The 15,458-nt window shown below is 37.6% G+C and carries 12 protein-coding genes; all 12 read right to left on the bottom strand.

From position 1 onward, the window contains the following. Positions 1–40: 40 nt before the first annotated feature. Positions 41–1,000, bottom strand: a complete 960-nt coding sequence (locus ACFSCX_RS04800; protein WP_377926988.1) for an ABC transporter permease — start codon at positions 998–1,000, stop codon at positions 41–43. Beyond that, a complete protein-coding gene (locus ACFSCX_RS04795; RefSeq protein ID WP_377926987.1) occupies positions 1,001–2,059 on the bottom strand; it encodes an ABC transporter permease in 1,059 nt (352 codons plus the stop codon). Then, the gene (locus ACFSCX_RS04790) at positions 2,059–3,585 is read right to left on the bottom strand and encodes an ABC transporter ATP-binding protein (protein WP_377926986.1); all 1,527 of its coding nucleotides are present in this window, start codon (positions 3,583–3,585) and stop codon (positions 2,059–2,061) included. Before ACFSCX_RS04790 ends, ACFSCX_RS04795 begins: the two co-directional genes overlap by 1 nt. 231 nt (positions 3,586–3,816) lie before the next feature. After that, complete coding sequence (locus ACFSCX_RS04785) at positions 3,817–4,914, bottom strand: BMP family lipoprotein (RefSeq protein ID WP_377926985.1); 1,098 nt, start codon at positions 4,912–4,914, stop codon at positions 3,817–3,819. Positions 4,915–5,103: 189 nt separating this feature from the next. Continuing rightward, positions 5,104–5,826 (bottom strand): GntR family transcriptional regulator, encoded by a 723-nt coding sequence (locus ACFSCX_RS04780; protein ID WP_377926984.1) that lies wholly within the window; start codon positions 5,824–5,826, stop codon positions 5,104–5,106. Between the two features lie 194 nt (positions 5,827–6,020). After that, the gene (locus ACFSCX_RS04775) at positions 6,021–8,381 is read right to left on the bottom strand and encodes an FtsK/SpoIIIE family DNA translocase (RefSeq protein ID WP_377926983.1); all 2,361 of its coding nucleotides are present in this window, start codon (positions 8,379–8,381) and stop codon (positions 6,021–6,023) included. A 378-nt stretch (positions 8,382–8,759) separates the two neighbouring features. Next, a complete protein-coding gene (locus tag ACFSCX_RS04770; RefSeq protein WP_377926982.1) occupies positions 8,760–8,969 on the bottom strand; it encodes a YlzJ-like family protein in 210 nt (69 codons plus the stop codon). Then, entirely contained in the window at positions 8,966–9,715 is a 750-nt protein-coding gene (locus tag ACFSCX_RS04765; protein WP_377926981.1) for a ClpP family protease, read from the bottom strand. Before ACFSCX_RS04765 ends, ACFSCX_RS04770 begins: the two co-directional genes overlap by 4 nt. A 470-nt stretch (positions 9,716–10,185) precedes the next feature. Then, positions 10,186–11,853 carry a ribonuclease J gene (locus ACFSCX_RS04760; RefSeq protein WP_377926980.1) on the bottom strand — a complete coding sequence of 556 codons (1,668 nt, stop codon included), beginning with the start codon at positions 11,851–11,853 and terminating at the stop codon, positions 10,186–10,188. A 265-nt stretch (positions 11,854–12,118) separates the two neighbouring features. After that, on the bottom strand, positions 12,119–12,991 hold the full coding sequence (dapA, locus tag ACFSCX_RS04755) for a 4-hydroxy-tetrahydrodipicolinate synthase (protein ID WP_377926979.1): 873 nt from the start codon (positions 12,989–12,991) through the stop codon (positions 12,119–12,121). Between the two features lie 24 nt (positions 12,992–13,015). Further along, positions 13,016–14,242, bottom strand: a complete 1,227-nt coding sequence (dapG, locus tag ACFSCX_RS04750) for an aspartate kinase (RefSeq protein ID WP_377926977.1) — start codon at positions 14,240–14,242, stop codon at positions 13,016–13,018. Between the two features lie 61 nt (positions 14,243–14,303). After that, positions 14,304–15,347, bottom strand: coding sequence for an aspartate-semialdehyde dehydrogenase (gene asd, locus ACFSCX_RS04745; RefSeq protein WP_377926976.1), 1,044 nt, complete (start codon positions 15,345–15,347; stop codon positions 14,304–14,306). Between the last annotated feature and the right edge of the window lie 111 nt (positions 15,348–15,458).

The raw sequence follows: 15,458 nt of genomic DNA, 5'->3' as shown, positions 1-15,458 counted from the left end.
AAATAAGAACTATACTTTAAAAGTATAGTTCGATGTAACCTTATCTTTTCCCTTTCTCATAAGGAGTACCTAACGCCTTAGGAGCTTCAGCTCTACCAACAAAACCAGCTAATGCTAAAATCGTTAAGACATATGGTGCTATTGTTAAGTAAATCTTTGGTACTTCTTTTAAATATGGGATTGATTCTCCTGTAATACTTAATGATTGAGCTAAACCAAAAAATAATGCAGCTCCTAGTGCACCAAGTGGATGCCATTTACCGAAAATCATCGCAGCTAATGCCATAAACCCTTGCCCAGAAATTGTGCCGCCAGTAAAGTTACCTGAAATGGATGTCGCATACACAGCACCACCAAGACCTGCAAAAACTCCCGAAAGCATAACCGCAATATATCGCATTCTATTTACCTTTATCCCCATTGTATCCGCTGCCATTGGATGTTCACCAACCGAACGCAATCTTAGACCGAATGGGGTTTTGTAAATCACATACCAAACGATAAATGCTAAAGCAATGGCAATGTACGATGTTATATAAATGGAAGAGAAAAATAAATCTCCTATAATTGGTATATCAGACAAAAATGGAATATCTCGTTTGTAAATACGATGATCAATAAAATCGGTTTGACCTTTATTATAAATTTTCTTGATCAAAAATACTGAGAGTCCGGCTGCTAAGAAGTTGATTGCAACCCCACTAACAACTTGGTCCGCTCTAAATGTAATGGATGCTAACGCGTGTAAGAGGGCAAACATCCCACCAACAATACCGCCGACTAAAATACCAAACCAAGGAGCAACATCCCCTAACATCGCCTCTGTTGTTAGAGTTGTTAAAATACCAATGAACGCACCAAAGAGCATTAATCCTTCTAAACCAATATTTACAACACCTGATCTTTCACTAAATACTCCACCAAGTGCAGTTAGAATTAAAGGGGCTGCAGAATAGATAGCTGCTGGTATGATAAGGCCTAATATATCTAGAACGGTCATCTATTTCCCCTCCTTATTTAGACGGCTGATCACTAAACGAATAATATAACTTGACGCGACAAAGAAAATAATTAAAGCAATAACAATTTCAACAAGTTCAGTTGGTACTTTTGCAGCTGATTGCATCGTGAGTGCTCCAATTTTTAGTCCACCAAATAAAAGAGATGCAAAAATAATTCCGAACGCATTGTTTGCACCAAGGAGGGCTACAGCAATCCCATCAAAACCTTGACCTGTGAAGGAACCATTTATTGTCATGTATTGATAGGTACCTAATCCTTCCATTGCACCGGCCACACCAGCAAAGGCACCGGAGATAACCATTGATAGTATGATATTGGTTGATACATTCATTCCCGCATACTGAGAAGCATGTTGATTATAACCAACAGATTTTAATTCATATCCCTTGGTTGTTCTTTCAATTAGGAACCACATAATAACTGCACCAATGATAGCAACAATAATTCCATAATGTAAACGTGAGAATTCAGTCATAGCCATTAAGTTTTCGGATGCAAGTGATGCACTTTGTTTAATTTTGTCAGTTCTCTCCCCAGGTGCAAGTAAATATGTACGAATTAAGAAGTTTGTTACGTGTAATGCTACATAATTCAACATGATTGTAACAATTACTTCATGTACTCGTAATTTTGCTTTTAATAATCCCGGAATAAAGCCCCATAGTGCACCAGCTGCCGCTGCAGCTAGGATCGCCAATGGAAGGTGGATGATTTTAGGCAAATCAAATGCAACACCAACCCATACAGATGCAAGCCAACCAACTAAAAGCTGTCCCTCAACTCCTATATTAAAAAGCCCGGTTCTAAAAGCGAAAGCAACTGCTAGTCCAGATAAGATAAGAGGAGTCATGGCTCTAATCGTTTCACCAATCACATACGGATCCCCAACGATACCATCAAATAATGCCACATACCCTTTGATTGGGTTATAACCGCTTACTAGCATGATAATAGCTCCAACAAGTAAGCCTAATACGACCGCTAATATAGGAATAAAAATTCGAAAAAGACGCTCATTTTTCAAGATAGATTGCATTATTTTCCACCTTCTCTCTTGCTCTTACCGCCAGCCATTAAAATACCTAGCTCTTGTTCATTTGTTTCTTTCGCATCTAATATTTCAACTATTCTACCTTCATAAATAACAGCAATTCTGTCACTAACATTTAGAACTTCATCTAGTTCAAGTGATATCAGTAATACGGCTTTTCCGTTATCTCTTTCTTGAATTAATTTGGAATGAATGAACTCAATAGCCCCAACATCAAGACCCCGTGTAGGCTGAGCAGCAATTAATAAATCTGGGCTACGATCTACTTCTCTTGCAATAATGGCTTTCTGCTGATTTCCCCCAGATAATGCTCTTGCTGGTGTATGTTCATTTGGAGTTCTAACATCAAACTCCTTTATCAGACTTCTTGCCTTATCAAAAATATGTTTGAAGTTAAGAATTCCATTTGATGAATAAGGCTTTTGATAATACGTTTGTAATACCATATTCTCTCCAATCGAATAATCTAAAACTAATCCATGTTTATGACGGTCCTCAGGAATGTGCCCTACTCCTGATTCAGTAATTTTTCTTGGTGTTTGACCGGTGATTTCTTTATCCTTTAGTAAAATGGAACCAGAAGAAATTTTACGCAAACCTGTAATTGCTTCTATTAATTCCGTTTGTCCATTCCCGTCGACACCAGCAATTCCTACAATTTCACCAGCTCTAACTGTTAAATCTAATTCATTTACTGCTGGTACTTCGCGGGAATCTTTTACGACAAGTTTATTAATCTTTAAAACATCGTTTCCAATTGAAGGATCTGACTTCTCTGTCTTAAAGTTTACAGCCCTACCAACCATCATCTCTGCTAACTCCTTAGGACTTGAATCGGCCACCTTTACTGTACCAATCCCAACCCCTTTTCGTATGACGGTACACTGGTCACAAACCTCCATTATCTCCTTAAGTTTATGTGTAATTAGGATAATTGATTTACCTTCTTTCACAAGCTTTCTTAAGATTTGGATAAGCTCTATGATTTCTTGGGGGGTTAGTACTGCAGTTGGTTCATCAAAAATAAGAATTTCAGCCCCACGATAAAGTGTTTTTAAAATTTCAACACGCTGCTGCATGCCCACCGAAATATCCTCTATTTTTGCATTAGGATCAACCTTTAATCCGTACTGTTCGGAGATCTTCCTAACTTCCTCAGCTGCCTCTGCAATGTTAATACGCCCTCGAGAAGTTGGCTCATTCCCTAGAATAATATTCTCTGTAACAGTAAAATTTTTGACTAACATAAAGTGCTGGTGAACCATTCCAATGCCTAAATCATTCGCAACATTAGGATCCGTTATTTTGACTGATTGCCCTTTTACCTTGATTTCTCCTTTTTCAGGTTGGTATAAACCAAACAGGACATTCATTAATGTTGACTTCCCAGCTCCGTTTTCACCTAAGAGGGCATGAATTTCCCCTTTGGCAAGACGTAACGTAATATTGTCATTCGCAACAATTCCTGGGAATTCTTTTCGAATATTGAGCATCTCAATTACATATTCCATATGATCAACTCCTAAGGTATGAATAATAAGAAATGTAAAGCATATGTAAGATTATTATATGGTGTAAATGTTTCCTCACTATTAAAAGCAAGAGGTAAAGGATCAAGCAGGAACTGTTTAAGGAATGGATAGATATTGACCACTTACCTCTTACTTCAAATTACTAAATAATGGCTTTATAGGAAAAATAAAGGCTAGTAGAGTCACTAGCCTTTATCACCCTATCTTTGATTATAGAGAATTTAAATACTCTTCGTATTCAGCATCAGTTGCAGGAACTTTAATTTCGTCATTTAGAATCTTTTCTTCGTATTCTTTAACAAGATTTAAGGATTCTTCAGTGACGTTTTCTTGAGTTGGTGCAATTCCAACTCCATCATTATCAAGACCAAATTCTACGATTTGTCCTCCAGGGAAGTTTCCTTCCATTGCCATCTTTGATACTTCATATACAGCTGTATCCACACGCTTTACCATTGAAGTTAGTGTAACGTTTTCTGGCATACCTTCTTCATGTTGATCTTTATCAACACCGATTACCCAAACCTTCTCACCTTGCTTCGCACGGTTTTTAGCTTCTGTAAATACACCGTTACCTGTACCACCGGCAGCGTGATATATAATATCTACACCTTGTCCATACATCGTGTTTGCAATTTGAGTACCTTTTTCAGGAGCATTAAAGTCTTCAGCATATTGTACAATAACTTCTGCATTAGGATTTGCCGCCTTAACACCAGCTTTAAATCCGCTTTCAAATTTCTTGATTAGGTCACTATTCACTCCACCAACAAATCCAATCTTATTTGTTGTTGTTTGCTTTCCAGCAACTAATCCTACAAGAAATGATCCTTGGTGCTCTTTAAATGTAATGTTTGCAACGTTAGGCAAGAATTCTCCAGCGTCATTTGTTACTACCATATCAACAATTGCTAAATTAGCATCTGGCTTCTGTTCAGCAACTGTTTTTACATCATCGGCTAAAAGGAATCCAATTCCGTACACTAGGTTATACCCTTCACGAACTAAAGAATTTAAGTTCGGAGCATAATCTGTCGGTGCAGTTGATTGAAGATACTTAAAGCCTTCACCTTCTGTTAAGTTGTTATCAGCACCAAATTGTTTCAGACCTTCCCAAGCAGATTGGTTAAATGACTTATCATCTACCCCACCAGTATCTGTAACCATTGCAACCTTGAAATCTCCAGTTGCTTCGTCTGTTCCTTCAGTACCTTGTGTACCTTCTTCATCTGCTGTTCCACAAGCACTTAAAAGCGTACCAGCAGCTAAGAATAAAGATAGAGCTAATCCAAATTTGCGCTTCTTCATCTTATGTACCCCCTAATTCATAATAATATATTGTCACTATTAAATAGTAATGACCTAAAGTATTTGTTAATAAAAAACTATTCCTACATAAACTGCTCAAAATCTGACAAAAATATCCCCTCTATAACCTTAAACAATTGCTGTTAACTATTCAAGAAAGGTCTAATTTCGGGTGGGTGATTTAGTGTCTTACACCCTTTTCCTTAGTACATGAAAGCTAAACTTGTCAGCTCTAAAATAGTTTAATGAAAACAACACAGGGTGATCGTTTTGGTCATAGTGCATTTGTTTTAATAAAAGTAGTGCTGTCTCTGGCTCGCACTCTAATATTGGAGATATTTTCTCGTGATAACCAAGTGGTTCAATATGAACGACAGCATATGAAATATATTTCCCTTCTTTTTCGAGCAAATCGAATAATGATTCCCCGCGATGGCTATAGCCCTGAGGGATATATTGACTTGGAATTTTATCAATACAATAAACGACTGGCTCGCCATCTGCTGTACGAACTCGTTCCACTACTGTAATTTCATCATCAATAGAACATTGGAAACGTCGTACATCCTCTTCTGTCGGCCCTTGCACAGATGAAGATAAAAAGATTGTACCAGGTACTTTACCAGCTTGGATAATCATGTTTGTCACACTATTTAGCTGTTCAATCCCAGAAGTAAATAATGGCTTTGCATTTACGAACGTGCCCACGCCATGTCTTCGAATGACAACGTTTTCTTCTTCAAGTATGCGAAGAGCTTCCCTTAATGTAGCACGACTAACTCCTAGCTGTTTTGCCAAATCGAATTCAGACGGTAATTTTTCGCGCTCCTTATAAAAACCCTTTTCAATATCACCTTTTAACCGGTCAATCACCTGTAAATACAAATGCCGGTTATCGGATTTTATAGACATGAGCCGACCTCCAGTTGCTTTTCCAAGCTGAATGAAAACTAAAGTAAGATGTCTAACCTTTATGTACATACCTTCTCCTAATGGAAAATGATATCATTATTTGCTTAAGAAATAAATAGAAAATATGATTTTGTCGAAAATTGTTATCGATAATGTAAGCGATTTAAAAGAAGAGGGATATTCCTCTTCTTTATTTATGATGATGCTTCTTCTTGGTTTGCAGAGACAAGCACTTCTCTAGGTTTACTTCCTTCATAAGGACCTACAATCCCTCTTGCTTCCATCGCATCAATTAATCTTGCAGCGCGAGTGTACCCTACTCTGAATCTCCTTTGCAGCATAGAAACAGAGGCAGTTTGCATCTCAATAACTAACTGAACGGCATCATCAAATAATTCATCTTCTACCTCTTCTTGAACAGTCTGAGCTTCTGTCGGTATCATGTTTTCTTGATATTGAGCTTTTTGTTGTTCTATTACAAAATTTACAATATCCTCAACTTCTTGGTCAGATAAGAAGGCTCCTTGAACCCTGATAGGCTTTGACATACCTACTGGCAAGAAAAGCATGTCCCCTTTTCCTAATAACTTCTCAGCTCCACCCATATCTAATATAGTTCTTGAATCTGTTTGAGACGATACACTAAAAGCGATACGTGAAGGAATATTCGCTTTTATTACCCCTGTTATAACATCTACAGATGGTCGTTGTGTCGCAATGATTAAATGTATTCCAGCAGCACGTGCCATTTGTGCGAGACGTGTGATCGCATCTTCAACATCTGAGGAAGCAACCATCATCAAATCTGCTAATTCGTCTACAATCACGACTATAAATGGGAGTAACGGTTGCTTTCCATCCTCTAACTGGTTTTGTCTTTTTATATAGTCATTATATCCCTCTATATTTCTAGTTCCAGTATGTGAGAATAGCTCATATCTTCTTTCCATTTCAGAGACAACTTTTTTCAATGCTTGTGAAGCTTTTTTAGCATCTGTTACAACAGGTGCTAACAGGTGTGGAATACCATTATATACATTTAGCTCTACCATCTTTGGGTCAATCATCATCATTTTTACTTCGTGAGGTTTAGCCCTCATTAAAATACTCGTAATGATTCCATTTATACATACACTTTTTCCACTGCCAGTGGCACCTGCTACAAGTAGATGTGGCATTTTATTAAGTTCTGACACGACTGCTTCACCAGAAATATCTCTACCAAGACCTATTAATAGCTTGGAATCCAAATTATGATTATGGGATTCAAGCACTTCTCGAAGTGACACCATTGATACCTCTGCATTTGGCACCTCTATCCCTACAGCTGATTTTCCAGGGATAGGTGCTTCGATTCTTATATCTTTCGCTGCAAGAGCAAGAGCAAGATCATCAGAAAGATTTACAATCTTACTAACCTTGACCCCTACATCTGGATACACTTCATATTTTGTTACAGCCGGTCCAAGGTGTACTTTTTTTACCTTAGCTTTAACGCCAAAGCTTTCAAATGTTCGTTCAAGCTTACGAATATTGATTCGAATATACTCATTGTCTTGTCCGGTTGATTGATTCTTTGGCTGCGTGAGTAAATCAAGGGGAGGAAGCTCATAATCGAGATTTTCCTCCTCTGCAAATGTAATTTTGTTAGAATTTGTGAGAGTATCTAATGGTTCTTCATTTACATCATGGCTTTGTTCTTTACTCTCTTCTGCTGCATGATGAACATCCATTTTTGTCGCACGATCTTGAAAGTTAGAAATGATAGGACGAACGATAATTGGCTCCTCTTCCTGGATATTCTCATGATCGATCTCATCTGTATAAGTATCAAGGTTCGAATCATCTTCTATTACCACTTCTTTTTTCTTTTTTGTATTTGCGCGGTTAGATGAGGATTTTCGTTTTCCGATATTTTTCAGCCATGCTTTCATATCTGTAAGAAATGCAAAAAATTGCCTTTTTAACATTTGGAAGAGAGGAGAAACCATTTTTTCCATTACATCCTTTAACGATTTTCCAGAAATCAAGATTGCTCCAATTACCATGAACAATAACGCAATTAGTTCTGTCCCTTGTGCAGCAAATAAAACGTGGAATAAAGCAAATAGAGTTGCTCCTATCATCCCTCCGCCAAGATCTGTAGTCGCAGTATCACCATTTACTTCCATCCAAAATAGCTCCCACGTATTTTTAATTACAGAAGGTTCTTTAAATACACCATCTCTAATCAGTAATTCAAATAAATTTACATGACTAAACAGCAGTAATGAACCGGTTATAAAATAAATTCCGATAAGCCTTTGTTTAAATAAATGAGGATATTGCCTTTTCCAGATTAGGTATATCGATAGTACTAGAAATCCTAGGAGTAATAACATGTACCATTCACCCATGAAAAATCTTGTGAATTTCGTTAAGACTCCACCAACCATACCTAAACTTGAAATTGCAATACACGTAACAGCAAACAGAGTTAATCCGATCAGTTCATATTTAAGAGTCTGCTTCCATTCTTGACTTTTTCGCTTTTGCCTTTGCTTCTGTTTTGCCATGCTTACACCTCTGTTACTTTCTTAATATGTATATCTCTATTATAAGAATAACTGTTCTGATAATACAATGCTTGTTTCCTTATGACAAGAACAAAAGGCTCAGGGCGCCCCGTTTAGCCTCTGGCATAGCAAATGTTCCTTGAAGAGAAAAAGGGCGCTCTTTCCCTTTTACTCTTCAAGGGTTATTTGACCAAGGAAAAAAGTGATTTTTCTTTTTCCCTCGAGTAGGATGAAATTGCGACGATCTTTGCAATTTCATCTTGGCTGGGCTCTGGAGCCGGATTACTACGCACATCACTAAGTTATCCACAAATGGTGAGCTTTTATCATTTCCTAAGCAAAAAAAAGAACTTAAGGATTTCCTTAAGTTCTAAACTATTAATTTGAGATGAGATTACCGGGAGCGTATTGTTCACATAAGAAATGCTGTGGATCTGTGCTTAAACAGCGTATAACCCGATAGTCCTGATTATCAGTTCTTTCGACAAGTAGTGAAACTCCATTCATAGAAATAAGCTGTTGATTTTGAAAATCTGATTCATTCATAGGAAACATAACTTCTTGAGGCATCACCGTATATAGAATCATTGAAGCATCTTCCCATCTTCTTTTATATTATTTCTCTCTTCAATTAGTGAGTTAATTTTCAATAAGGCTTTACCTACACCGCCAACCTCATTAATCAATCCATATTTAACTGCATCTTCACCTACTACATTTGTACCAATATCGCGAGTTAAATTTCCCTTTGAAAGCATAAGTTCTTTAAATCGGTCTTCTGTAACATTTGAATGTCTTGTAACAAATCTAACCACTCGATCTTGCATTTTATCTAGATACTCAAATGTTTGTGGAACACCAATAACAAGTCCAGTTAACCGAACAGGATGAATGGTCATGGTTGCAGTCTCAGCAATAAAAGAATAGTCGGTTGAAACTGCGATAGGTACTCCAATTGAGTGACCTCCACCTAATACAATGGAGACAGTTGGTTTAGATAAAGATGCAATCATTTCCGCAATAGCTAAACCTGCCTCTACATCCCCTCCGACTGTATTCAAAATAATAAGTAAACCCTCGATCTTAGGGTTTTGTTCAATTGCAACAATTTGCGGAATTAAATGTTCATACTTGGTTGTTTTATTTTGTGGGGGAAGCTGGACATGCCCCTCAATTTGACCAATTATGGTTAAGCAATGAATTTTCGAATCATTTGTCATTTGTGGAATATTGGTTTGACCTAACTGCTGTATTTTATCGATAAGTCCTTCTTTTGCTTCGTCTTTTTTTTCTTGCTCTTCTTCACTTTTTTGTCCAGAAAAAATGTTGTCCATAAACAGAGAAGTCTCCTTTCAAACAATAAGATACCTTTAGTATGAACGTTCATATTAATTTAATTCTAAGAGAAATAAAGAAGCGATCGAGACTTATAGATAATCGAGTAGGAGGCGCCAAAATGCACCGACCTCTCTCACCGCCGTACGTACCGTCCGGTATACGGCGGTTCGAAAGTTTATGAAATAACGACTGATAAAAAATATCTGTCACATTTATTCCAATTTCATCCGGGGATATTTTGGACTTCACCTTATTATGCCGATTCGTCCTGAAATAGGAACCTCGAAGTGTACCTCAGACCGAGGAATTTTCTAGGGCTTCCTTCAGATTCCATGTCACCACAGAATACCTGCCTTCGAATAGTGGTTCGCATATCCCAACGCCCATAACGGACTTTCACCGTCGAGTTGATGAACATTCCTGGCACACATAAAAAGTCTATCCTTTATAAAGGATAGACTTTCTTTTATGCTTCCATAATAATCGGTAATATCATCGGTCTTCGCTTCGTCTTTTCATATAAATACTGATTTAACGAATCTCTAATGCTTAGCTTTAATGTAGACCAATCCATAATTTGATCTTTTATGCATTTATCTAATATATCTTTAACAATTCCCGTTGCATCAATCAGTAATTGTTCTGATTCTCTCACATAGACGAACCCTCTTGAGATAATCTCCGGTCCAGCTACTATTTCATTTCTATCCTTACTTAAGGTCACAACAATCACTAAGATACCATCCTGCGATAATAATCTACGATCTCGCAAGACAATATTACCAACGTCTCCTATTCCAAGTCCATCTATCAGAACATTCCCGGCATACACTTTTGAGCCGTAGCTTGCCTTTTGATCAGTAAATTCAATGACTTCACCTTTTTCTAAAATGATGATTTGGTCATCCTGCATTCCCATCGACTTTGCAATTTTAGCATGAGCCTTTTGCATTCTATATTCACCGTGGATTGGAACAATATACTTTGGTTTCATTAAATGAAGCATCATTTTTATATCCTCTTGACTGCCATGTCCAGAGGCATGGAATCTCTTTGAACCTCCACTAATCACATTAGCTCCTGCTCTATATAACAAGTCGACAGATTTAGAGATACTAATTTCAGTCCCTGGGGATGAAGCTGCTGCAAAAATAAACGTATCACCTTGAGAAACTTGAATTTGCTTATGTGTACCCTTCGCAATCTTAGATAATGCAGCAACTGGCTCTCCTTGGTGATTGGTCGTAATCATTACAACCTGATTACTTGGCAATTGCATGATTTCATTATACGAGACTAGTGTATCTTCTGGTATAGTCAAATAACCTAATCCTTTTGCTATTTCGACAACTCGTGTCATCTTCTGACCGACAATCCCCACTTTTCGACCCGATTCATTTGCGGCAAGAAATATGGATTGAAGTCGTTGTATATTGGTTGCATATGTTACAACAATAATTCGACCTTCAATATTATAAAAGGCATCACTAAACTCCTGACCCACTTGGTTTTCAGAGCCAGTATGTCCTGGCTTTTCAGCATTCATACTGTCTGATAAGAGACAAAGGACACCTTCAGATCCCACCTGTGCCATTATATCAATATCGGTGCTAAACACTCCTATCGATGTAGGGTCAAACTTATAATCACCACTATGTACAATTGCACCTTGATCAGTATGAAAAACAATACCTACGGAATCTGGTATACTATGGGTCGTTCTAAAAAAAGATACCTTTACTTCATCAAATGTAAGAATAGTTGTTCGATCCACTTCTTTAAGATCACTCTTTCTTACATTAGCCTGCTCTAATTCTTCCTTTAGAAGTGCTAACGTAAATTTTGTACCAAAGACAGGTACTTCTAACTTACGTAAAATATAGGTTAATGCCCCCATGTGTTCCTCATGTCCATGAGTGATAAAAATGGCTTTCACCTTTGTCTTATGATCCATTAGATAGGATATATCTGGTATAACCATGTCAATACCTAGCATTTCATCTTCTGGTATCATTAATCCGGCATCCACTATAAAAATTTGGCTACCAGTTTCAATTACGTACATGTTTTTCCCGACTTCCCCTACTCCTCCGAGGGCAAACACCTTTATTTTTTCTGTCTCTTGATTCGTCAATGTCAAGTCCTCCTACTATCTGTATCTAATATAAGCCCCGTCCCTTAAACCATATCAACATTATAACTGATGAAAGAAATGGAAGACAAGTGAATTTATCCCTAGCTCATTAGGCAAGATTATCAATTGAGAATAAACCATCGCTTATAACAACTTTGTATTTTATACGTTCTATATTTAGTCACAATAGGGGAAGGGTGTTATTTTTCAATAAAAAATGCGATGTGAAGCGGAAAAGGTCAACCGAAATGGCTGACCTTCTTCATTAATTTAATGTATTTAAAATGTTTATTAACTGTTGACGCTCCTGCTCTGATAACGGAATCAACGGCAACCTTACAGATCCAACATCCAACCCTTTAAGTTGTAATGCCGTTTTAACAGGTGTTGGGCTTGGTGCCATAAATAACCCTTTCATAACTGGTAATAGACGTCCGTGCTCTGTGGCAGCCGTTTGTAGGTCACCAGATATAAATGATCGAATCATAGACTGCATTTCAGGCCCAATAATATGAGAGGCTACTGATACAATCCCCGCACCTCCTATTGCTAAGACAGGGAGTGTGAGTCCATCATCACCACAATACAGGCGAAAATCATCTGTTGTATTAGCAATAATCAATGTCATGGCATCTAAATCTCCACTAGCCTCTTTCACAGCTACAATATTATCAATTTCAGCTAATCGGATAATAGTTTCTGGTGAAATATTGACGGCGGTACGTCCAGGGACATTATAAACCATGAAAGGTAGCTTCGTTGATTCAGCTACTGCTTTAAAATGTTGATAAAGTCCCTCTTGTGATGGACGATTATAATATGGTGCAACGACCATTACAGCATCCACACCTGCTTCTTCAGCTTTTTTTGTAAGTTCAATCGAAGCCCTAGTATTATTGCTACCAGTTCCAGCTATAACAGGAACCCTACCATTAACAGTTGAGACAACATGCTTGAACAATGCAATCTTCTCTTCCGATGTAAGTGTAGGTGATTCCCCAGTAGTACCTCCAACTACTAAAGAGTCTGTTCCATTGTTTATTAAATAGTTAATTAATTGAGTTGTCTTCGCAAAGTCAATATTTCCTTTCGAATCGAAAGGAGTCACCATTGCTGTCGATACTTTTCCAAAATCCATTAATCTAAATCCCCCTTGAACTTCCTATTTTACATGTTCTTCCGAAAGTTGAAAGGCATCATGTAATGCATTTACTGCTTTTACTAAGTCCTCTTCTTTCACTAAAACCCAGATGGTTGTATTACTATCTGCTGATTGAAGAATTTGAATCCCGTTTTCTGATAGAGAAGTAACTATTTTAGAAGTTACACCAGGAACACCACTCATACCTGCACCAACAGCAGATACTTTTGCACAATTTCTCGTAACCACAGGGTCATAGCCTAGTTTTTGAAGAATTTTAATGGCGGGCTCTGTATTCTCACCTGAAACAGTGTAAACAACACCAGTTGGTGTAATATTAAAAAAATCAACACTTATTTCAGCGTTTGCCATTCCCTTAAATACTTCGGTTTGAGTATCATAATGTCCTTCTTTAGAGAAGACTTTTATTTGGGTAACATTCGATACATGAGCAATTCCAGTAATGACTCGTTCCGAAAAGTCGGTTCCCTTTTTTGCATCTCCAAGAGATGTCACCAGTGTCCCTAAAGTATTTGTATAGGTAGATCGGATTCTTAGGGGGACCTTACCTTGCATAGCTATTTCTACTGCTCGTGGATGAATCACTTTAGCACCTTGATAGGCCATATTACAAATTTCTGTATAGGTGACAACATTTAAAGGTCTTGCAGATTCAACAATTCTTGGATCTGCCGTCATTACTCCTTCCACGTCAGTGAAAATATCAATCCACTCTGCATTTAATGCTACACCGAGCGCAGAGGCAGAAGTATCACTCCCCCCTCTACCTAGTGTTGTAACCTCATTTTCCTTTGACAACCCCTGGAAACCGGCAACTATAATGACATCAAACTCTTCAAGCATTTGAATAATCGGCTCACACTGCATATCGATAATCTTTGCATTTTGATAGTCATTATTTGTACGAAATCCAGCCTTTGCTCCAGTAATCGCTGCGGACTTAATGCCCCGTTCGTTTAACATGTTTGAAAATACAACAGATGAGATAATTTCTCCGCATGAAAGCAATAAATCGTATTCTCTTTTACTAATCTTACCGTCTAACCCATTTACTAGACTGAGTAAAGTGTCAGTTGCGTAAGGATCACCACTTCTCCCCATAGCAGACACAACTGTAACAACTTTATACCCTTGATCTAACGCTACTTCTATATGCTTGATTGCATGTAGGCGGCTCTCTTCGTCTTTAACGGAAGTACCACCAAATTTCTGAACAATAATTTTCATGTCAGCACCCCATTCATGATGTAAAGAGGCAGGGAGATAAACATCGTCCCTTACTTTAAAGTTACTTGACAATCCCAAGTTTTACTAGACTTTCTGCGATTTGAACAGAGTTCCATGCTGCACCTTTTAATAGATTATCGGAAACGACCCACATTTGAAAGCCCTTATCGTTAGAAAGATCCTTTCGGATACGTCCAACAAATACATCATTTTTTCCTACACAATGTGCTGGCATTGGATATATTTGTTCACTTGTATTATCTTGCAAAGTGACGCCAGGAGCATTAGCTAACAATTTTTGGATATCTTCTCTTGTCACACCATCTTTTTCTACTTCTAAAAATAAGCTCTCAGAGTGTCCAGTTGCAATCGGTAGTCGAACACAAGTTGCAGCAACTTGCAATTCGGGCATATTCATAATTTTCTTTGTCTCGTTAATCATCTTCATTTCCTCAAACGTATAACCATTATCTTGGAACTTATCAATTTGTGGAATTGCATTAAAAGCTATTTGATATTTTTTTTCATCTGAGCCAACAGGAAGAATATTCGGTTTTACCTCTTCTCCCATCATGATGGCTTTTGTTTGATTCATTAATTCTTCAACTGCAGCTGCACCAGCACCTGATACTGCCTGGTATGTTGATACGATAATCTTATTTAGACCAAATGCCTTGCGAATAGGCTCTAATGCAACAACCATTTGTATGGTTGAACAATTAGGATTTGCAATAATCCCATTGTGGTTATGAAGTTCCTCTTCGTTTACTTCTGGTACTACGAGTGGAGTCCCTTCATCCATTCTAAATGCACTAGTATTATCAATGACAATTGCACCACGCTTTACCGCTTCTGGAGCAAATTGTTTAGAAACTGATCCCCCTGCACTAAATAATGCTATTTGGACTCCTTCAAAGCTACCAGGTGTTGCTTCTTCCACTACAATTTCTTGGCCTTTAAACACTACCTTCTTTCCTGCTGAACGTTTTGAAGATAGTAATGTTAGTTTTGATATTGGAAAATTTCTATCTTCTAATGTTTTAAGCATTTGTTCTCCTACTGCACCAGTTGCACCTACAACTGCAACATGAAATCCATTTGCCATATATATACCCCTTTTCGGAATGTTAATGATAAAATGAAGTAAAGAAAGGAGAAAATATCATGATTCTCTCCTTTACTATGCATTCATTGTAGCATAATCTTACTATTTTTA

The organism is Bacillus salitolerans (assembly GCF_042680805.1).
Taxonomy (GTDB): Bacteria; Bacillota; Bacilli; order Bacillales; family SA4; genus Bacillus_CJ; species Bacillus_CJ salitolerans.
The sequence above is the reverse complement of the archived record's forward strand: the minus strand, read 5'-3'. Positions and strand labels throughout refer to the sequence as shown.

Excerpts from the sequence above, each read along its gene's own strand:
- ACFSCX_RS04800 (WP_377926988.1), bottom strand. The coding sequence starts at position 1,000 with ATGACCGTTCTAGATATATTAGGCCTTATCATACCAGCAGCTATCTAT.
- ACFSCX_RS04795 (WP_377926987.1), bottom strand. The coding sequence starts at position 2,059 with ATGCAATCTATCTTGAAAAATGAGCGTCTTTTTCGAATTTTTATTCCT.
- ACFSCX_RS04790 (WP_377926986.1), bottom strand. The coding sequence starts at position 3,585 with ATGGAATATGTAATTGAGATGCTCAATATTCGAAAAGAATTCCCAGGA.
- ACFSCX_RS04785 (WP_377926985.1), bottom strand. The coding sequence starts at position 4,914 with ATGAAGAAGCGCAAATTTGGATTAGCTCTATCTTTATTCTTAGCTGCT.
- ACFSCX_RS04780 (WP_377926984.1), bottom strand. The coding sequence starts at position 5,826 with ATGTCTATAAAATCCGATAACCGGCATTTGTATTTACAGGTGATTGAC.
- ACFSCX_RS04775 (WP_377926983.1), bottom strand. The coding sequence starts at position 8,381 with ATGGCAAAACAGAAGCAAAGGCAAAAGCGAAAAAGTCAAGAATGGAAG.
- ACFSCX_RS04770 (WP_377926982.1), bottom strand. The coding sequence starts at position 8,969 with ATGATTCTATATACGGTGATGCCTCAAGAAGTTATGTTTCCTATGAAT.
- ACFSCX_RS04765 (WP_377926981.1), bottom strand. The coding sequence starts at position 9,715 with ATGGACAACATTTTTTCTGGACAAAAAAGTGAAGAAGAGCAAGAAAAA.
- dapA (WP_377926979.1), bottom strand. The coding sequence starts at position 12,991 with ATGGATTTTGGAAAAGTATCGACAGCAATGGTGACTCCTTTCGATTCG.
- dapG (WP_377926977.1), bottom strand. The coding sequence starts at position 14,242 with ATGAAAATTATTGTTCAGAAATTTGGTGGTACTTCCGTTAAAGACGAA.
- asd (WP_377926976.1), bottom strand. The coding sequence starts at position 15,347 with ATGGCAAATGGATTTCATGTTGCAGTTGTAGGTGCAACTGGTGCAGTA.